Source organism: Rivularia sp. UHCC 0363 (assembly GCF_034931125.1).
GTDB lineage: Bacteria > Cyanobacteriota > Cyanobacteriia > Cyanobacteriales > Nostocaceae > Rivularia.
In genome coordinates this window covers 52,785-71,875 of sequence record NZ_JAYGHM010000021.1, presented here as the reverse complement: position 1 = coordinate 71,875, position 19,091 = coordinate 52,785, and the positions used below count along the sequence as shown (strand labels likewise).

At 37.4% G+C, this 19,091-nt stretch carries 14 protein-coding genes and 4 pseudogenes; 13 read left to right on the top strand and 5 right to left on the bottom strand.

Annotated features, from left to right (window positions below; genetic code table 11):
• Positions 1-31 precede the first annotated feature (31 nt).
• Together VB797_RS14140 and VB797_RS14135 are read left to right on the top strand one after the other, a co-directional pair.
• The gene (locus VB797_RS14140; RefSeq protein ID WP_323238322.1) at positions 32-1,309 is read left to right on the top strand and encodes a HAMP domain-containing sensor histidine kinase; all 1,278 of its coding nucleotides are present in this window, start codon (positions 32-34) and stop codon (positions 1,307-1,309) included.
• Between the two features lie 138 nt (positions 1,310-1,447).
• Positions 1,448-2,311, top strand: a complete 864-nt coding sequence (locus VB797_RS14135) for a polysaccharide deacetylase family protein (protein ID WP_323238321.1) — start codon at positions 1,448-1,450, stop codon at positions 2,309-2,311.
• Between the two features lie 13 nt (positions 2,312-2,324).
• On the opposite strand, the gene VB797_RS14130 is transcribed toward VB797_RS14135, so the two are convergent.
• Positions 2,325-2,603 carry a peptidase gene (locus VB797_RS14130; RefSeq protein ID WP_323238320.1) on the bottom strand — a complete coding sequence of 93 codons (279 nt, stop codon included), beginning with the start codon at positions 2,601-2,603 and terminating at the stop codon, positions 2,325-2,327.
• A gap of 176 nt (positions 2,604-2,779) precedes the next feature.
• Between VB797_RS14130 and VB797_RS14125 the strand changes: the two genes are divergently transcribed.
• The 7 genes and pseudogenes from VB797_RS14125 to VB797_RS14095 form a co-directional block, all read left to right on the top strand.
• Positions 2,780-3,238: a DUF4363 domain-containing protein gene (locus VB797_RS14125; RefSeq protein ID WP_323238319.1), complete on the top strand. Its 459-nt coding sequence runs from the start codon at positions 2,780-2,782 to the stop codon at positions 3,236-3,238.
• A gap of 618 nt (positions 3,239-3,856) precedes the next feature.
• On the top strand, positions 3,857-6,112 hold the full coding sequence (locus tag VB797_RS14120; protein ID WP_323238318.1) for a heavy metal translocating P-type ATPase: 2,256 nt from the start codon (positions 3,857-3,859) through the stop codon (positions 6,110-6,112).
• An 88-nt stretch (positions 6,113-6,200) separates the two neighbouring features.
• Positions 6,201-6,722 (top strand): cupredoxin domain-containing protein, encoded by a 522-nt coding sequence (locus VB797_RS14115; RefSeq protein WP_323238317.1) that lies wholly within the window; start codon positions 6,201-6,203, stop codon positions 6,720-6,722.
• 139 nt (positions 6,723-6,861) lie between these two features.
• A pseudogene (nifH, locus tag VB797_RS14110) lies at positions 6,862-7,350 on the top strand (nitrogenase reductase); the annotation flags it as partial.
• 135 nt (positions 7,351-7,485) lie between these two features.
• A pseudogene (locus VB797_RS14105) lies at positions 7,486-7,734 on the top strand (nitrogenase); the annotation flags it as partial.
• A 92-nt stretch (positions 7,735-7,826) separates the two neighbouring features.
• Entirely contained in the window at positions 7,827-9,224 is a 1,398-nt protein-coding gene (locus tag VB797_RS14100) for a site-specific integrase (RefSeq protein WP_323238316.1), read from the top strand.
• 254 nt (positions 9,225-9,478) lie between these two features.
• Positions 9,479-10,156 (top strand): annotated as a pseudogene (locus VB797_RS14095) (nitrogenase component 1); the annotation flags it as partial.
• A 326-nt stretch (positions 10,157-10,482) separates the two neighbouring features.
• Here the strand turns inward: VB797_RS14095 and VB797_RS14090 are convergent.
• The gene (locus VB797_RS14090; RefSeq protein ID WP_323238315.1) at positions 10,483-11,886 is read right to left on the bottom strand and encodes a site-specific integrase; all 1,404 of its coding nucleotides are present in this window, start codon (positions 11,884-11,886) and stop codon (positions 10,483-10,485) included.
• 136 nt (positions 11,887-12,022) lie between these two features.
• Here VB797_RS14090 and VB797_RS14085 point away from each other — a divergent pair.
• A pseudogene (locus VB797_RS14085) lies at positions 12,023-12,570 on the top strand (nitrogenase component 1); the annotation flags it as partial.
• A 1,012-nt stretch (positions 12,571-13,582) separates the two neighbouring features.
• On the opposite strand, the gene VB797_RS14080 reads toward VB797_RS14085, so the two are convergent.
• Positions 13,583-13,855, bottom strand: coding sequence for a hypothetical protein (locus VB797_RS14080; protein WP_323238314.1), 273 nt, complete (start codon positions 13,853-13,855; stop codon positions 13,583-13,585).
• Between the two features lie 126 nt (positions 13,856-13,981).
• On the bottom strand, positions 13,982-14,437 hold the full coding sequence (locus VB797_RS14075; protein ID WP_323238313.1) for a hypothetical protein: 456 nt from the start codon (positions 14,435-14,437) through the stop codon (positions 13,982-13,984).
• Between the two features lie 357 nt (positions 14,438-14,794).
• Here VB797_RS14075 and fusA point away from each other — a divergent pair, with 357 nt between their 5' ends.
• The 3 genes from fusA (at position 14,795) to VB797_RS14060 (ending at position 18,543) form a co-directional block, all read left to right on the top strand.
• Complete coding sequence (gene fusA, locus VB797_RS14070; protein WP_323238312.1) at positions 14,795-16,885, top strand: elongation factor G; 2,091 nt, start codon at positions 14,795-14,797, stop codon at positions 16,883-16,885.
• 406 nt (positions 16,886-17,291) lie between these two features.
• Positions 17,292-17,759 carry a helix-turn-helix domain-containing protein gene (locus VB797_RS14065; protein WP_323238311.1) on the top strand — a complete coding sequence of 156 codons (468 nt, stop codon included), beginning with the start codon at positions 17,292-17,294 and terminating at the stop codon, positions 17,757-17,759.
• A gap of 154 nt (positions 17,760-17,913) precedes the next feature.
• Positions 17,914-18,543 (top strand): 2-phosphoglycerate kinase, encoded by a 630-nt coding sequence (locus VB797_RS14060; protein ID WP_323238310.1) that lies wholly within the window; start codon positions 17,914-17,916, stop codon positions 18,541-18,543.
• Here the strand turns inward: VB797_RS14060 and VB797_RS14055 are convergent.
• On the bottom strand, positions 18,525-19,052 hold the full coding sequence (locus VB797_RS14055) for a dihydrofolate reductase family protein (RefSeq protein WP_323238309.1): 528 nt from the start codon (positions 19,050-19,052) through the stop codon (positions 18,525-18,527). The genes VB797_RS14060 and VB797_RS14055 overlap by 19 nt on opposite strands.
• Between the last annotated feature and the right edge of the window lie 39 nt (positions 19,053-19,091).

Sequence of the window (19,091 nt, the reverse complement as noted above, 5' to 3'; positions counted from 1 at the left end):
TTTTTTAATTATCTCGGCATTATTATAATGTATGTTTCAAGCTTTACGGAGAAGGTTATTATTTTCTTGTTTAAGTGTAATCTTGGGCATTTTTAGTATATCGACTTTCGCAGTTTATCGATTTATTGCCTATAACTTATATTACCAGTTAGACCAGCAAATGTTAAATTTAGCTGATGCAGCGGCTCATAGTTTAGAACAAATTAAAACAAATAATAAATTAATTAATAGTAAGACTCCTCGCATTTTAGATAATGATGGTGATTTAGATATTCCTTGGCAGGATTTACGTGAAAATCGTCAGGGTGTAGAATGGTTTGATACCAAAGGTTTACTATTAGGTCAAGCTGGTAGTCATGTTCCGATTACACCTTTACGACTTGATTATCACACTCAACAATATGGAAAACTTCGCAGTATCACCGTGACAATTTATGCGGATCAAAGTAAGAAAAAGGTTCAAGGATATATTCGGGTAAGCAAATCAATTCAAGATTTAGAAGCAGAATTGAATCGATTACTTTGGGGATTAAGTTGCGGTGGGATAATCGCTTTGATTCTTGGTGGTATAGGTAGCTGGTACTTAACAAAACAATCTTTAAAACCAGTTGAACAAAGCTTTGAAAAATTAAAACAATTTACCGCAGATGCTTCTCATGAGTTACGTAGTCCCTTAACTGCAATTAAAACCTCAGTTGATGTCATGATCAGTCATCCAAAAAGAATTCACCCTGCGGATGTTAAAAAACTTCACTCAATTGCATCTGGGACGAATCAAATGACTCGTTTAGTTGAAGATTTGCTTTTACTAGCTCGAACAGATCGATTACCAACAAATACTGATGAGTGGGTATTAATTCCCCTAGATGAATTGTTGGAAGATTTAGTCGAATTATTGCGATCGCAAGCTGAAATCAAGGGAATCAACCTGAAAGCGGAAATTAACTCAGAAGTATTTGTTAAGGGTGATGTCGCTGGATTAAAACGCTTGTTTTCTAACTTATTAGAAAATGCTTTGCAATATACATCTCCTGGTGGAAGTGTAAGTGTTTCTTTGCTAAACTACGAGAACTTTGTTGTTGTAGATATTCAAGATACAGGAATTGGTATTACTCCTGAAGATATTCCCTTAATTTTCAACCGTTTTTGGAGAGCAGATAAAGCTAGAAGTAGACGTTCGGGTGGTTTGGGTTTAGGATTAGCTATTGCTCAAACAATTGCAAGTAACCACGGAGGAGAAATTACTGTAAGCAGTCAACTTGGTATTGGGAGTTCTTTTCAGGTCACTCTACCAACTGTTACTGATTAACTTAAAGGAACAATATTCTCTTTCCGACTTCTTTACCTTGTGAGACTATAGTTTACGTAGCTAATTTTAATTATATTTTTTGGTAATTTATCCAGCTAAATCGACAACACAAACTATATTTATTACTAAGGATTAGATATGAGAAACAATGTCTCTTTCTTGCGGAAGCCAAGATTCTGGTTTTTCTTAATGATTGTATCCGCAGTTGTTGTATCATCAATATCATTTGCATCTGCGAATGACAAGAATTTTGCACAACAAGAAAATGCTAAAACGAATGCACAAGAATCTGTAGAAAAACTAAAGCTGGCAATGTTAGATAGTTGGGAAGCACAAGCACAAGCACAAGGTTTAGTTTATAGTATTCCAAAGCAGTTCCAAGGTGCAGTTTTTAAAGCAGGTAAACTAGATAAAAACAAGAAAGTTATTGCTTTAACTTTTGATGATGGACCTTGGAATAAAAATACAGATAAAATTTTAGATATTCTCAAACAAAATAATATTAAAGCAACATTCTTTATGCTAGGGAATTCATTGAAGAATTTCCCCGCACCAGGAAAGCGAGTTGTAGCAGAAGGACACGCAATTGGCAATCATACCTGGCATCATTATTATCATAAAATGAACCAAAAAGTTGCGGGTCAGGAAATCGAAACTACCGCAGACCTAATCTATAAAGTAACTGGTATAAAGACTAATATATTTAGACCACCAGGAGGAATAATGACCAATGGTGTAGTTGATTATGCGAAAAAGCATAACTATACAGTTATTATGTGGTCGGATGACTCAACTGACTACAGTCATCTTTCTGTTCCAGGAATCATAAATCGGGTAATGAAGCAAGCAAAACCTGGTGGTATCGTATTGATGCATGATGGAGGTGGAAGTCGTTTACGAACTGTAGCAGCTTTACCACAGATTATTAGTAAACTTAAAGCCCAAGGATATAGTTTTGTAACGGTACCAGCACTTTTACAAATGCAAGCAGATCAAAAATAGTACTTGTTTTGATTTAATCGGTTCTCTGCTTCTTTTTATCAAACAAACCCGACATACTTAAACCCGTCACCAACAGTCCGATTAATCCCAATCCATTTAAAATCGGGTAAATTCCCTGGAGATGAAAAATTTCTCCCGTATGAAGACTCAGCAGAAAACCGCGAGTTAATCCGATATTTATACCCCATTCACCAACCATCGTCACAATCATTCCAGTTATAACAGTTAAAGCTACAGGTAAGGATATAATCAGAGCGATCGCACGGTGATATTTACGAAAAGCACGTTTCATGATAGCTATCTAATAAAAATAAGTTTGTCAATTAAATATTTCACATATAAACCGAAATTAATCTCAAAAAAATTGCTCGTAATACAAATACCTAAATCCGATATTACAACGATAGAGGTAAAGAATTCGGAAAGAAGACAATATTGGATTAGCTCTTTCCGAGTTTTTTACTTTCAATGTCCTATGATTTTGATGTAGATATTTTGAGTTTATTTATGTTTAACCCTAAAATTGCGTTTATTGTGACTGCAATTAGCTTTCTGACTTTAGCTGGATGCAGCAATGGTGAACAATCTGCTGTTGAAACGTCACCCGATGTCAGTCCTGCATCTCAAACAGCTACTACATCTACCGAGCAAACAGGTCAAGGTTTACTCAACGTTGTTAACAACACTAAAAGCGCTGTAGAAGCTGGTGATTTTGCCAAAGCTAAGACCGAGTTTGATAAATTTGAGGATTCCTGGAAACCCGTTGAAGATGGAATCAAAGCTAAGTCTCCAGAAAACTACAAAGCGATCGAAGAAAGCATGGATAAAATTGAGGGACAACTCAAAGCTTCTAAACCCAGTAAAGAAGAGGTTTTGCCAGAATTACAGTCGCTTGAAAAAACTATTACATCTGTTGAAAAACTATAATATCTAATCATTAAATGATTGGTAAATAATTTGTAAATATTGGCTGGATTTTATTTGTTGAATCCAGCTATTTTTTTATTGGAATATAAGCGATTGCTCTTATTTATTACTAACTTTAAAAAAAAGAATTTATTCGTTGCGATCGCTATTTAATTAATTCATAAAAAATCAAGGCATTTAAAAAGTTGAATGTTCCTCTGAAAAATTTTAAATAACTAGCAACTCTTAAAATATTAATTATATTTAAAATAAATCACTTTCTTCTCTATAAAAGCGTAAACGCACATAAATATGAAATCAGGATGAAATAGTCTTAAATCTAAAGATAGAAATTTTTTTTAACTCTGAAGAAAGATGTAAATGCTATTGATAACTTTTACAATATATTCTTATAATCAATATTTATTTATATTTATTTTTATGATTAATAAAATCCTACCGTCGCTGGTACTTAAATATTTGTAACGTTACTTGATATGTAATCTACTTTTAATTTCAAAAAATATATTTTTACTTTACTACTTGACTCTCTAGTCCACTAGAGGGTTTAGCATACGATCTATAAGAGTAAATTACTTGCAATAAAAATGTACGAAAAGCGATTCCGCTTTACTAATTATGGATACCACTACCCTTAAACTAAGAGGCATGAGTTGTGCTTCCTGTGCTAACAGCATCGAAGAAGCTATTAGTTCGGTTCCTGGAGTTAGCGAATGTAATGTTAATTTCGGTGCCGAACAAGCTACTGTTAAATACAATCCCCAAAAAACTGATATAAAGCAGATTCAAGATGCAGTTGATGCGGCTGGATACAGTGCTACTCCCCTACAAGAACAGGAAATGATTACTGGGGAAGATGACGAGGATAAAGCTGCTCGTAAAGCCGAATCCCGCGATTTGATTCGTAAGTTAATAGTGGGAGGGGTCATTAGTGCTTTGCTAATTATTGGCTCATTACCAATGATGACCGGGTTGAATTTACCCTTCATCCCAGCATGGTTGCATAACCCCTGGTTGCAGTTAGCACTAACCGCACCCGTACAGTTTTGGTGCGGTTACGGGTTCTATGTTGGGGCTTGGAAAGCGTTGAAGCGTCACGGAGCCACAATGGATACCCTGATTTGCTTGGGTACTTCGGCGGCGTTTTTCTATTCGCTGTTTGCAAGCGTATTTCCCGATTTCTTTATCAATCAAGGGTTGATGCCGGAGGTATATTATGAAACTGCTGCCGTTGTAATTACCTTGATTCTGTTAGGACAGCTTTTCGAGAATCGCGCTAAAGGACAAACTAGTGACGCAATTCGCAAGTTAATTGGTTTACAGGCTAGGGATGCTCGTGTGATTCGCAACGGTAAGGAAGTAGATGTTCCGATTCAAGATGTTGAGCTTGATGACATAATTTTAGTACGTCCGGGTGAGAAAATACCTGTAGATGGAGAAGTCGTAGAAGGTACTTCCACTATTGATGAAGCAATGGTGACGGGGGAAAGCGTAGCCGTCAAAAAGCAGCCCGGTGATGAGGTAATCGGCGCGACAATTAATAAAACTGGTAGCTTTAAGTTTAAGGCGACAAGAGTAGGAAAAGATACCGTACTGTCGCAAATTGTGCAGTTAGTTAGACAAGCGCAAGGAAGTAAAGCTCCGATTCAAAGATTAGCAGACCAGGTGACGGGGTGGTTTGTCCCGGTGGTAATTGCGATCGCCATTTTTACTTTTGTCATTTGGTTTAATTTCATGGGTAATATTAGCCTTGCTTTAATTACCACTGTGGGGGTTTTGATTATCGCTTGTCCCTGTGCTTTGGGTTTAGCAACTCCGACATCGGTAATGGTGGGTACGGGTAAAGGTGCTGAAAATGGTATTTTGATTAAAGGCGCGGAAAGTTTGGAACTCGCTCATAAAATCCAGACGATTGTTTTGGATAAAACGGGGACGTTGACAGAAGGGAAACCCACCGTTACCAACTTTGTGACAGTACGTGGAACTGCGAATCAAAATGAGTTGAAGTTGATTAGATTAGCAGCCGCACTTGAGCGCAATTCCGAACATCCTTTAGCGGAAGCTGTAGTTAGATATGCTGAGGCTCAAGGTGTTGAATTGACGGAGCCTCATAATTTTGAAGCAGTTGCTGGAAGTGGTGTTCAAGGATATGTTTCGGATAGATTTGTGCAAGTTGGTACAAAACGCTGGCTATCGGAAGAAGGAATTAATACCGATATGTTTGCCGAGCAGAAACAGAGTTGGGAATCCCTGGGACAAACTGTAATTTGGATTGCAGTGGATGGGGAAGTTGAAGGTTTGATGGGAATTGCGGATACTCTTAAAGCTACCTCCACTGAAGCAGTAAGAGTCATGCGTAAGTTAGGTTTAGAAGTAGTAATGTTGACCGGAGATAACCGTCCCACAGCAGAAGCGATCGCTAGTGAAGTTGGTATTGACCGGGTATTTGCGGAAGTTCGACCAGATCAAAAAGCGGCAGTTATCAAGTCTTTGCAAAAAGAAGGTAAAATTGTGGCAATGGTGGGAGATGGGATAAACGATGCTCCAGCCTTAGCACAAGCAGATGTGGGAATGGCAATTGGTACCGGAACAGATGTGGCGATCGCAGCAAGTGACATCACTTTAATTTCGGGAGATTTGCGATCGATTATCACGGCAATTAAGTTGAGTCGTGCGACTATGAATAATATTCGTCAGAATTTGTTTTTTGCATTTTTCTACAACGTTTTGGGTATTCCCATCGCTGCGGGAATTTTGTTTCCCATATTTGGCTGGTTATTAAACCCGATTATTGCGGGGGGTGCGATGGCTTTTAGTTCGGTTTCGGTGGTGACGAATGCTTTACGGTTACGTAATTTTAAGTTGAAGGGATGAGGGGGAGAGGTGTTTTTTTAACGCAAAGGTGCGCGGAGGTTAGCGCAAAGGTTCGCTGAGGTTAATTCATGTAGGAGGTAATTTATTTATGTTTAACAAGAAGAAGATTTTCACAAGTCTTGCTGGGGTGGGATTTTTTCTATCCGTTGCTTCAGGGACGGCTTTGGCTCAAAAATCTGTCGAAATGCCTGTTTCTCAAGAAAACGCCCAATTTCAACGCATTGAGCAACCTTTGGGGTTAAAAATTGCGGTTACTTTGGGTGGTATCGGTTTGATTGGGTTGGAGTTATGGTGGTTTCTTTTAAGTAAATCTAAAGCGGTTCAGGCTAATAGAAATAAGGATATACAGGAAATTACCATTACTGTAGATGGAGGTTACGAACCGAGTCAAGTTGTTGTGGAAGCAGGACAAAGGGTGAGACTCAACTTTTTGCGTCGAGATGCTAATAGTTGTTTGGAAAAAGTGTTAGTTCCAGATTTTCACATTGCTCAAGATTTAATTCTTAATCAAGTGACTGCGGTGGAATTTACTCCCGATAAACCGGGGGAATATCCGTTTACCTGCGGGATGAATATGTATCGGGGAATGATATTAGCGCGATCAAGTTGAAGAAAACGTTAAATATCTCCCATACATCCTTCAAGATTGGCATTACGCAAAATAGTGTCTATACAATTACTCGTGAGTTATATAAGCCTTCCCTAAAAAAAATGCTCCATTAAACTTTTAGTGGTACATAGCGGAAAGTGGCGGTTTCGCTATGCCTATTCGTGAAGGTAAAGCGCAAGAAATCTACATCGTTACCTCTGGTGAGATGATGGCAATGTATGCTGCTAACAACATCGCTCGTGGTGTTCTTAAGTACGCTCATTCCGGTGGTGTACGTTTGGGTGGCTTGATTTGTAACAGCCGTAACGTTGATAGAGAAACCGATCTTATCGAAACCTTGGCTGCACGTTTGAACACTCAAATGATTCACTTCGTACCTCGCGACAACATTGTACAGCACGCTGAATTGCGTCGTATGACTGTTAACGAGTACGCACCTGACAGCAAGCAAGCTAAAGAGTACGCTACCTTAGCTGAAAAAATCATCAACAACAAAAATCTTACCATTCCTACACCTTTGGAAATGGACGAATTAGAAGCACTTCTTGTTGAATTCGGTATCTTAGATGACGATACCAAGCACGCAGACATCATTGGTAAAAAAGCAGAAGAAGTTCCTGCTACCTAATAGTAAATGATGTAGAGCGCGGCAAAGGTAAAGGTAGAACTAGTGTTTTACCCTTTACCTTCTACAAAAGGCTTTAATCTATTACGAGTCCTGAAATCCCCAGTAGTTACCAGTAGTAAAAAAGGCAGAAAGTTTATGTCACCCGCAGACAAAAAGAACACCGTCGAAGAAAGAAAACAGCTAGTTGAGGAAGTCTTAGAAGCTTATCCTGAGAAAGCGAAGAAAAGACGTGCTAAGCACCTTAACGTTCATGAAGAAGGCAAGAGTGATTGTGGTGTTAAATCCAACGTCAAGTCTCTTCCTGGGGTAATGACCTCTCGTGGATGTTCATATGCAGGTTCCAAGGGTGTGGTCTGGGGTCCGATTAAAAATATGGTTTATCTTTAAAGTAAATATACCCTAAACTGTTTATAGAGAGCAATCTTTACTAGCTGAGATGTTCGCTATAAGCAGTTATTTTTTAGGGCATATTTAGGATGAGACAGGTGCATCAAGAGGATTTATTTAATGATTTTGAAGTTCCAGCAAGTACCGATGGAAGCTACATGGGTACGCAAAATCAAGTCAAAGCAACACGGGAATATATGGAAAAAAAGATTGAAGAACTGCTTACAGATATAAATACAAGACTAAAAGCTAGTAAAAGTAAAGTAAGTATTAAGAAAGTCGGAAACACCCTTCAGTTAAGAGCGACTCTTCCCTTAAAACCTGGAGATATTGAGAAATCGGGCAGAAATCGCAAGCAATACTTTATATCTTTAGGTATTCCCGCAAATTTGCATGGTTTAAAAACCGCTGAAGAAGAAGCAAACGAATTAGGTAAACTGATTGCAAGGAAATGTTTTGAATGGAATGAGAAGTATCTAGGTCAAAAAGGCGATCGCAAACAAGTAAAGACTTTCAAGCAGATACTAGAAACATTAGAGGATGAGTATTTTAGTACTAGAAAGAGAACAATTAAAAGCGAACACAGTTTTTGGCATTTATATAAACGATACAAACAGTATTTTGAGTTAGATTTACCAGTTACGAGTGAAGGTATTATTACAATTATTAAAAATATCACTTCTCCTAGTTCTCGTGACCAAGCAATTCGAGTTGCTAGAGTTTTTTGCAAAATTCATCGAATAGAAGTAGATTTTACAAATTTAAAGTTACCTGTAGTTCCCAATGATAGATATATACCTTCAGATATCGAAATTATAGAAGCTTTTAAAAAATACCAAATCAAAGGTAAAAATACAAAAGTCAGAAAAGATTATAGAAACTCTTGGCAATTACATCGGTTAGTATTTGGATTAATTGCGACATATGGTTTAAGACCTCGTGAGGTATTTAATCAACCAGATTTAGAATGGTATTTAAGTGATGATAATACTGATAATACCTGGAAGGTTCATAAATCAAACAAAACAGGTTATAGGGAAGTTTTGCCTTTTATCCCAGCATGGGTAGAATTATTTGAATTGAAGAATACAGAAGCTATTCATTTACTAAAATTAAAAATAGCACAGATAAACAGTTTTCACGAGCTATCACATTTAGTTCAAACTAATGCTCGTTGGTTTAGACGGATTCTAAATTTACCATTTGAACCTTACGATTTAAGACACGCTTGTGCTATTAGAGCGCATATCCAAGGTTTACCAATTAAAGCTTCAGCAGACAATTTAGGACATTCGGTAGAAATGCATACGAGAGTGTATCAACGATGGTTCTCGCTAGAAAATCGTAAGCAAGTTATGATATCTAGCATTAATAAAAAATCAAATCAGGAGTTAGAAGCTGAAGTCTTAGATTTAAAAACTGAGAATCAACAGCTTAAAATGGAATTAGAAAAATTTAGTATAATCAATCAATTAAACTGTAGTTAATGATGCATTTAACAAACTTTAAATTGTTGATTTACGTCTCATACAATCAAAATTTTTGCTGCTAATACTTGATTTAATTTTATTTAGGGTAAGTTTAGAATCAACCAAGCTTAATTAAACCAGATGAAAACTATAAAAATAGTTGATGTTTTTAATTTAAGCAGACACAATTTAAGGTAAATTTAGATTATATCGCTGCAAAAATTTGTGAAAGTACTGCCATATATAATATTTTGTAGTTAAAGAATATCACGATTAAGGACATGATTCACATCAGCCACGGTCCTGTAGGTTGCGGTTACTGGTCTTGGTCTGGTAGAAGAAACTACTACATTGGTACCACAGGTGTTGATACCTTCGGTACAATGCACTTCACTTCTGACTTCCAAGAAAGAGACATTGTTTTTGGTGGTGACAAAAAACTCGCCAAAATGATTCAGGAAATCGACGAATTGTTCCCTCTCAACCGTGGTGTTTCAATTCAATCTGAATGTCCCATCGGTTTGATTGGAGATGACATCGAAGCAGTTGCTAGAAAGTCATCTAAAGAAATCGGTAAGCCAGTTGTTCCCGTTCGTTGTGAAGGTTTCCGGGGTGTATCTCAATCTTTAGGACACCACATTGCTAACGATGCAATTCGCGACTGGATCTTCCCTAAAGCTGACGAAGCTGCTAAGGAAAATACCCTTGGTTATGAACCCGGTCCTTACGATGTAGCAATCATCGGTGACTACAACATCGGTGGTGACGCTTGGTCTAGCCGTATCCTCTTAGAAGAACTCGGCTTGCGTGTAGTTGCTCAGTGGTCTGGAGACGGGACAATCAACGAAATGATGTTGACCCCCAAGGTAAAAATGAACTTGATTCATTGCTACCGTTCGATGAACTACATCTCCCGTCACATGGAAGAAGCTTACGGTATTCCCTGGATAAGGGGATGATTATTGAAAGGTTTAATATGCAAGGGTTTTTAAAAACTAATATATAAGATGATTTACTTTTTCATTAAATAAAAACAATAAAAATACAAAAAAGTAGAGTAAATCAATAAATTAACTTAATTTTTTAGATTAATTATGCGATATTTGGAGCTAATAAGTGCTTATGTAAAAATAATTGAATGCTTTTTTTAGGGAATAGGAAAAAAGTCCGGTTTACATAAACCAGAAGTAATTATATAAAAGTGTGTATTACTACAAATCTAAATTAATTATCGCAGTAACACACATTCTTAAATATTTTCAAATATTTGATTGTTTTATTTTATCCGCAATGTTTGATTCTCTTGTAGCAATTTTTCTATCTCTACTTGTAATCGTTGATTTTCATTTTGTAAATTTCTTACTAAATCCTTACTTTCTAACGCAGAAGTCATTACTTTGCGTCTATTTTCTAAGGAAAACCACTTTTGATAGATTTCTGTATGTATTTCTACAGAATGACCTAGATTATCCGCAGCAGCTTTGATCGGAATTCCGTTCATATGAGCGCGAATTGCCCAAGCGTGACGCAAATCGTAGGGGTCAAAACCTACATTAACTCGACGAAACCAAGACGAGCAGTTAATTCTAACTGTATTAATATCTCTCCATGTTTTTTTATCTTCAACAATCTCTTTTAACATTTGCAGATATTCAATATTTTTTAAATCGAACTTTTCTAACCATTCCGGATAAAAGGGTAAAACCTCCCTACTTCCAGTTTTGGTTTCGCTATCAACTTTCCAAGTATGATTAATATTTTTTGTATTCAACCAATGTTCAATATCTGGATTTACAAATAATTCTCGTGGTCTTAAACCATAGGTAGCTAACATCCCATAGCACCACTGCCAAAGTTTCCAGCTATTTACATAAGCTTTTTTAATTGTTCTCTTGCGTGTTGCAGCATAATCTGCAAACTTATCATAAGCTGCAATAATTTTGTCATCATCAGGTAAATGTCTTTCTTGAACAATAGGTTTACCAGCATAAGCAGATAAATCGATATCTAAATCAAATATCTTTCGGAATACTTTTAACGTTTTAACTGTATTATATAAAGTGCTACTTTTCGGTTCTAATATATCTAAACGCAGTAAAATTTCATCTTTACAAACTAAAGTATCTAAACCAATATTTCTTTTCAGATAATCTTGATGACAATGAAAAGTGTGTTCACTTTTCATCGTGCGTTTTCTAGTTTGAAAATATTTTTTTTCAAACTCAGGAAGTATCTCAGCAATAGTCTTTATTTGTTCTTTAGCAGCTTTTGCTCTCTTTCCTAAATATTTATCGTTCCACTCAAAGCATTTTCTTGCTGTAAGTTTGCTTAATTCATATGCTTCTTCTTCAGCGGTTTTTAAACCATCGAAATTTGCTGGAATACCCAAGGATATCGAATATTGCTTAACACCAGTACCTTTTTTATCAATCTCTCCTGGCTTTAAAGGTAGCGTTGTTTGTAATTGAATAGAACCGTTTTTAACTACAATTCCAACTTTGATGTTAGCTTCCTTTAGCCTAGTTTTTACTTTAACAACTTCTTCGTCAAACTTTTCTTTTAAATAAGCCCGTGTTGCTTCAATCTGCTTCATGGTTCCTTTGTAGCTACCGTCCGTAGTGTGAGGAGGCTCGAAAGACTCAAAAACTTCGGAATTTTGATGTAAGTTAGTTTTTGACATTACCTTACTTTTGTATTAAATATTAACCACACAAAACCAACAGTTTCTGACGAGCATTGTTCGCAGTTGGCGAAAAATCAGTAACTACAGGCACTAGCTATCATCGCAGATTTACCTAATATTAGTCAACAACAAAATTCCCTGGATGGAATACAACTTCTTCGGACCTACCAAGATTGCTGAATCTTTAAGAGCGATCGCAGCTAAGTTTGACGAGAAAATCCAAGAAAACGCTGAGAAGGTTATTGCTAAGTACGAGCCTACAACCAAAGCAATCCTCGAAAAATACGGTCATCGTCTAAAAGGTAAGACTGTTGCTTTGATGGTTGGTGGTTTACGTCCCCGTCACGTTGTACCAGCATTCAAAGACTTGGGAATGGAATTGGTCAGCACTGGTTATGAGTTCGCTCACAGTGACGACTATAAGCGTACTACAAACTATATTGAAAACGGAACCATCGTTTACGATGACGTAACTGGTTACGAATTCGAGCAGTTTGTGAAAGGACTTAAGCCAGACATCGTTGGTGCTGGTATTAAAGAGAAGTACGTTTTCCAAAAAATGGGTCTTCCTTTCCGTCAAATGCACTCTTGGGATTACTCCGAACTTGGTAATGGAAGTAAAAGTTAGATAGAGTAAAGTTTGTGGAGATTGGAAAAATAAATAGATTATTTTTAGCCTAAATATAAATTATTTTGTTTATTAAAAAGAAGATTATTTTGCAGTCAACCAGATAGAAAGTTGATTTCATAAAGCTATTTACATAAATAAAAATTGCGTGAGATTAAAACTGTAAATTTAAAAACTTTTTGTACCGCAAATTTTTTAGACTAATCTTTTGTCTTTTGTAGGGTGTGTCACGGCACAAATATGTGAAAATGGAGATTATATATTTGATAATGCCGTAACGCACCGTAATAATATGACATTATTACAAGATTAAACTATTTACAAAATTCTACGTTTTTATAAAGAACCCACCTACGTTTGCAAATCATAGTCTTATAAATAAGACTAAGAAAGAATTAATTGTAGGTTGGGTTAGACGCACAAAAATATTTGAATATTAACAAATAATTTCCTAAAGCGTCGTAACCCAACATCTGCATAACGATACATAATCCGTTAACCATTGCTTTCACACACCAATGAGCAATAATGGAATTAACTCAACAAAGCGTAGGGAAGCCAACCATCTATAAGAATGAAGGGTAAAAACGCCAGTACTATTCCGATAAAAAAATGCTGATAATATTTTGGAATTATTTTGTAATTCAAGTTTATCATCCGTGGAGTAGATGCAGATTAAATCATATGTAGGTTGGGTTAGACGCACGAAGATATATAATTATTAACGAATAAATTAATTTTGCGTCGTAACCCAACATTTTAATGTCTTATATAAAATCAAATACAACTAATATAAACGTTAGTTTAGGCAATTTTAATCAGCTTGGAATAGTGCGCTAACAGCACCTTAATTTTGTAACATATGATGTACGGGCGATCGCACTATCGACATAAAGGCATCTCCGTACTGGGAACCAAGTTTAACAGTACTATTGGGCATAATAGTTCTCCAAATCAAAAAGCGTGTTGGGTTACGACGCAAATTAAATTATCCGTCAATAATTAAATATTGTCGTGCGTCTAACCCAACCTACAACTATTTTGAAATATAAAGTTTTGAGTTAATCATATTTCTTTATTCTTAACTACGACTACAACTGCATCAAATTTTTCACCAATTTTTGGCATCCATTCCGGATAATCTTCTGGCTTAAAATTTTGTATATCTAGCTGAATTATTTCAAGTAGTGCAGGTACACCACAATGTATATCGAGCCATATACCAAAAGGAGCGCAAGCTACAACTTCACCATTTACAAAATCTCCAATGTTTGGCAGTTCTAGATTTTTATTCGTGAAATGCTCGCAAACTAGTTTACCCCAGTTTTGATGAATCATTGTTAACAGAAAATTGACATGAAATATTGGAATGTTGGGTTACGACGCAAGTTAGATAATGCGTTAATAGTTGGATATTGTCGTGCGTCTAACACAACCTACAATTTACTACAATTTACAAAACCTTCAACTAATCTCAATCTGCTGACTATCAACTTCCAAAATCACATCCTCATCATATTCTAAATCATCAATTTTAAAAGTAATAATTTCTAGAATATCCGCAGCTTGAAAATGTTCGGGCTTTGTTTCCGGATGAGGATAATAAATTAGTCCAGTTTGCAACTCACCATTTTTGAGTCGAATCCTACAATCAAAAAAGGAAAAATCCTCCGCTGGTTCATTTTCCGCCCATTTGACATTTTTAAACGTGTATTTAGCTTGCTTAACTGAATATTGATGGGGAAAAATCGAAATATTCAAAGTCCCCGAAAAATACGGTTCTAAATCAAGTCCTTGTTTGTGAAAGAAAGGCTTTTGCATTTCAATAGTTCCATTAGGAAAACGTTTATCTCCTCCTTTTCCCGATGCAACACCATAACCTTTATTAATCTTTCCTTTAATTTGTACCCAATTACTCATATTTATATAAATCGTAAGGTTTGTAGTCGCGCTATTTTCGCTAAAATATAGCTTGGATATCAGTCAGTAAATAAGCAAAAATACTCTTCACATTAGAACGTAACTGAATAAAGAATTCACCGAGTCGTGTTTCCTCCGTGGATAATTCGGCTACCACTACTTAGAACTGTTTCACCTTGACATCGAAATAATTTATAATTACTTAACAAATGGTATATTAGCCATCGGCATGATTTGGACTTAAAATGTCCGAGACGGTCTTTCAGCCCTTGCTGACTGCAAATCGCCGATTCCCTTTTGAGTAATATTTTAAGGGTAGCCGCCAACCGTTTCTAGCACCTAGTTATATAGTTAAATATGAAAGACCTCACTCGTTATCGAAATATCGGCATCTTCGCCCACGTTGATGCAGGAAAAACAACCACAACTGAAAGAATTCTCAAACTTACTGGTAAAATCCACAAAATCGGTGAGGTTCATGAAGGTGCAGCAACAACGGACTTCATGGAGCAGGAGCAAGAGCGGGGTATTACGATTCAATCCGCTGCTACAACCTGTTTCTGGAACGAACACCAGTTGAATATCATCGACACCCCCGGACACGTTGATTTCACTATCGAGGTGTATCGTTCTTTGAAGGTTCTTGATGGCGGAATCGGCGTTTTTTGTGGCTCTGGTGGTGTGGAACCGCAGTCAGAAACTAATTGGCGCTATGCTAACGACTCCGAAGTTGCGCGGATTATTTATATCAACAAGCTCGATCGCATAGGCGCAGATTTCTACCGAGTTGTCAAGCAGGTGGAAAATGTACTTGCTGCTAAACCGTTAGTAATGGTACTGCCCATCGGGACTGAAAATGATTTCGTTGGGGTTGTCGATTTGCTGACTCGTAAAGCTTGGGTGTGGGATGATTCTGGCGACCCAATGAATTACGAAATTAAAGAACCTCCCGCCGAGATGAAAGAAGATATCGAAGCTTGGCGCGAAAAGTTGGTTGAAATGGCGGTAGAGCAAGACGATGCGTTGATGGAAAAATATCTTGAAGGTGAAGAGATATCCATTGAAGACCTGAAGCGCTGTATCCATAAAGGTACTATAGACTTAGCATTCTTCCCTACTTACTGTGGTTCTTCCTTTAAAAATAAAGGCGTACAGTTAGTACTTGATGCTGTTGTTGATTACCTACCTAACCCCAAAGAAGTCAAACCTCAGCCAGAAGTTGATCTTGAAGGTAATGAAACTGGTGAATTTGCCATAGTTGATGCAGAAGCGCCAATGCGAGCGTTAGCATTCAAAATCATGGATGACCGTTTTGGTGCTTTGACCTTTACTCGAATATATTCGGGTACCCTATCAAAAGGCGATACCGTCCTGAATACCGCCACTGGTAAAAGTGAACGTATCAGCCGTCTGGTGGAAATGCACGCTAATTCCCGCGAAGAAAGAGACTCTGCTCAAGCTGGGGATATTATTGCGATCGTTGGGATGAAGAACGTCCAAACCGGACATACTTTGTGTGACCCGAAAAATCCCGCAACGCTTGAACCTATGGTATTCCCGGACCCAGTAATTTCCATTGCGGTAGCACCTGCGAAGAAAGGAAGCTCCGAGAAGTTGGGTATGGCTTTGAGCAAGATGGTTCAAGAAGACCCCTCCTTCCAAGTTGAAACCGATCCCGATAGCGGTGAAATGATTATTAAGGGGATGGGAGAATTACACTTAGATATTAAAGTTGATATCTTGAGACGGACTCACGGTGTTGAAGTGGAAGTTGGTAAACCGCAGGTAGCATACCGCGAATCCATTACTAAGCGCATCGAAGACACCTACATCCACAAAAAGCAATCCGGTGGTTCCGGTCAATTCGGTAAGATTGAATATATTATCGAACCCGGTGAACCCGGTACAGGCTTCGAGTTCCAGTCAAAAGTAACTGGTGGTAGCGTACCCAGAGAATTTTGGCCCGCAGTTCAAAAGGGTTTTCAAAGCAGTATTGACAAAGGTGTTTTAGCTGGATTCCCCTTAGTAGATGTGAAATTTACCTTAACTGACGGTGCTTATCACCCAGTTGACTCCAGCGCGATCGCCTTTGAAATTGCCGCGAAATCTGGCTATCGTCAAACCTTACCAAAAGCGGGTCCTCAATTGCTTGAGCCAATCATGAAGATAGACGTGTTTACTCCAGATGCTCACGTTGGTGATGTAATTGGTGACTTAAACCGTCGTCGTGGAATGATTAAATCTCAAGACCCCGGTGCTACAGGAGTTCGCATTAAAGCAGAAGCTCCTTTGAGTGAGATGTTTGGTTACATTGGCGATTTACGTACCATGACTTCCGGTCGTGGTCAGTTCTCAATGGAATTCGATCACTATGCACCATGTCCTAGAAATGTGGCTGATGAAGTGATTAAGGAAGCGAAAGAACGCGAAGCTGCTGCTAAGAAGTAGGTTTTGAGATAGAACATTAGTTCTAATTTCGTAATAACTTAAATTCCCGATTGGTGGTAAGCCGATCGGGAATTTTTTTTTAATATGTAACGAGCGAGCGGGACGCTCGCACTACGATGACCCCTGACAACTTATGTGGTGGAGTACTAGTACCGCGTTGCGGAATTAAAAATTAAAAAAGCTTATGAGATAAGGGTGTTGATTTAAAATGGGTGGCTTGTTTACGCCGTGCTGTACTAGTATCTAGAAATCCCATGATATTTTTTCAACTCACGATTTAAATATACTGTTTGAGGATACCTAATATTGAAGAAATGTTAATTGCGATCGCGGTTCTATTTTCGAGCGGAAAAAATGTACCCCAAGAACTGATAAACTAAATTTTAATCGCAATAGTTTTTTTGCCGTGTATGTAAGCACTAGCCAAGCCGCAGAAATTTTAAACATCTCAACCTCTAGAATGCGTTACTTAATTGCTCAAGGTAGGGTAAAAGGGGCTTATAAGGTTGGGAGAAGTTGGATAATACCTTTATTTGAAGGAAATCCGATTATTAGTCGGGGTAGTCGCGGTCCAAAAGCCAAATGGTGCATCAGAAATCCGGCAAAAACTAAAATTCATATAAATAGGCATAGAATTCAACAAAATCTCAAACAACAAGATTTAGTCCCCGTAATTTCAGTCAAACATGGCGATCGCAATATTTACGGTTATTCGGTAAAGGTTAACGGTCCTTGTGAAATAATCTATCGACCTGAAAAACCTTTGAATTCTGGTGCTGTAGTTTGGATTGAAACTTATTCGTCGGTGGAAATTGAACGTACAAAATCTCAGATCGAAGCTAAAGAAGATAGCTTTGTGGTTAGTACTGCTTAAATTAAGTTGTTACGCATTTAATTTGTATAAGACTAGCGAGCAAGATGCTCGCACTACAATGTTTTCACGGTTATGTCCGTAGGACACGCTTCGCTAACGCATTATACAATTTAGCTGCACATCAGCTTATCACCCAAGAATACAATATCGGTTTATGAATAAATCGCTCGCTCAAATGCGGGTAATTCTGATTGGTGGCTCTTCTCATGCAGGTAAATCAACTCTTGCTGAATATACTGCTGCAAAGCTTAATTGGAATTATCTTTCTACGGACAAACTCGCTCGTCATCCCGGACGACCTTGGGTAGGAGCAAACGGGAAGGCTATTCCAGAAAACGTCGCAGAACATTATAGAAATTTGTCTACCGACGGTCTTTTTTCAGATGTATTATCGCATTATGAAAAAAATGTTTTACCGCAAGTAGAAGATATTGTTAGTTCTCAGGAATATCTTATTATAGAAGGCTCGGCATTATATCCGGGATTGGTAGCGAATTTAGTTAACGAAAATCATCTTAAAGCGATTTGGCTTACCGCTCGCGATCGCCTTTTTCAAAATCGAATTTATAATCAAAGCAATTTTAATAATCTAGGTGAGGATAAAAAGTATTTAATTCAAAAGTTTCTTGAACGTACCCTTTTGTACAATAAACGCATGATGGAGTTAGTTGAGCAGCTTGGATTTATATCTATTGATGTGGAATCTACGTTAACGGTAGACGAACTTGCGAATAAATCTATGGAATTAATGTCGGAGAAAATTACTCAGAATTTAACTCGGTAATTAAGCAGCACAACACCATTTTCATAAATCTTGCTGTTGATAAGTTCTAGAGCAGTTGGTTTAATAATTTCACCAAAAAGCGGAATACCCGAACCCATCACAAAGGGATTCACTTTCAAAATGATTTCATCAATCAAATTTTCAGTAAACAACGTTGTAGCTAAATTCGCACCACCACAAAGGTAAATATCTTTTCCTGATTCGTTTTTTAAACTTTTTATAAGTGCGATCGCATTCTCCGAAACCAATTCTACTTGCTCGTCGGGACTTTCCTTCATAGAACGTGAAAATACGTAACTTTTCGTCATCGGATAAGGATTAGTTTTACCTTCTTTTAATCCCACCTCGTAAGTTTTGCGTCCCATCAAAACGATATCAAACAACTGTAAAGACTCAATATAATCATTTACAGCTTCACCTTCTAAAAGAAAATCGTTAAATGAACCGTCTTTTCTGGCAATAAATCCATCGACGCTGCAAGCAATGTAATATTTTAGTTGTCGCATCATATTTACGCTTTTTTCGTTGCGATCGCAATTACTATATCC

Coding starts and splice junctions, on each gene's coding strand:
- VB797_RS14140 (WP_323238322.1), top strand. CDS start 32: ATGTTTCAAGCTTTACGGAGAAGGTTATTATTTTCTTGTTTAAGTGTA.
- VB797_RS14135 (WP_323238321.1), top strand. CDS start 1,448: ATGAGAAACAATGTCTCTTTCTTGCGGAAGCCAAGATTCTGGTTTTTC.
- VB797_RS14130 (WP_323238320.1), bottom strand. CDS start 2,603: ATGAAACGTGCTTTTCGTAAATATCACCGTGCGATCGCTCTGATTATA.
- VB797_RS14125 (WP_323238319.1), top strand. CDS start 2,780: ATGTCCTATGATTTTGATGTAGATATTTTGAGTTTATTTATGTTTAAC.
- VB797_RS14120 (WP_323238318.1), top strand. CDS start 3,857: ATGGATACCACTACCCTTAAACTAAGAGGCATGAGTTGTGCTTCCTGT.
- VB797_RS14115 (WP_323238317.1), top strand. CDS start 6,201: ATGTTTAACAAGAAGAAGATTTTCACAAGTCTTGCTGGGGTGGGATTT.
- VB797_RS14100 (WP_323238316.1), top strand. CDS start 7,827: ATGAGACAGGTGCATCAAGAGGATTTATTTAATGATTTTGAAGTTCCA.
- VB797_RS14090 (WP_323238315.1), bottom strand. CDS start 11,886: ATGTCAAAAACTAACTTACATCAAAATTCCGAAGTTTTTGAGTCTTTC.
- VB797_RS14080 (WP_323238314.1), bottom strand. CDS start 13,855: ATGATTCATCAAAACTGGGGTAAACTAGTTTGCGAGCATTTCACGAAT.
- VB797_RS14075 (WP_323238313.1), bottom strand. CDS start 14,437: ATGAGTAATTGGGTACAAATTAAAGGAAAGATTAATAAAGGTTATGGT.
- fusA (WP_323238312.1), top strand. CDS start 14,795: ATGAAAGACCTCACTCGTTATCGAAATATCGGCATCTTCGCCCACGTT.
- VB797_RS14060 (WP_323238310.1), top strand. CDS start 17,914: ATGAATAAATCGCTCGCTCAAATGCGGGTAATTCTGATTGGTGGCTCT.
- VB797_RS14055 (WP_323238309.1), bottom strand. CDS start 19,052: ATGATGCGACAACTAAAATATTACATTGCTTGCAGCGTCGATGGATTT.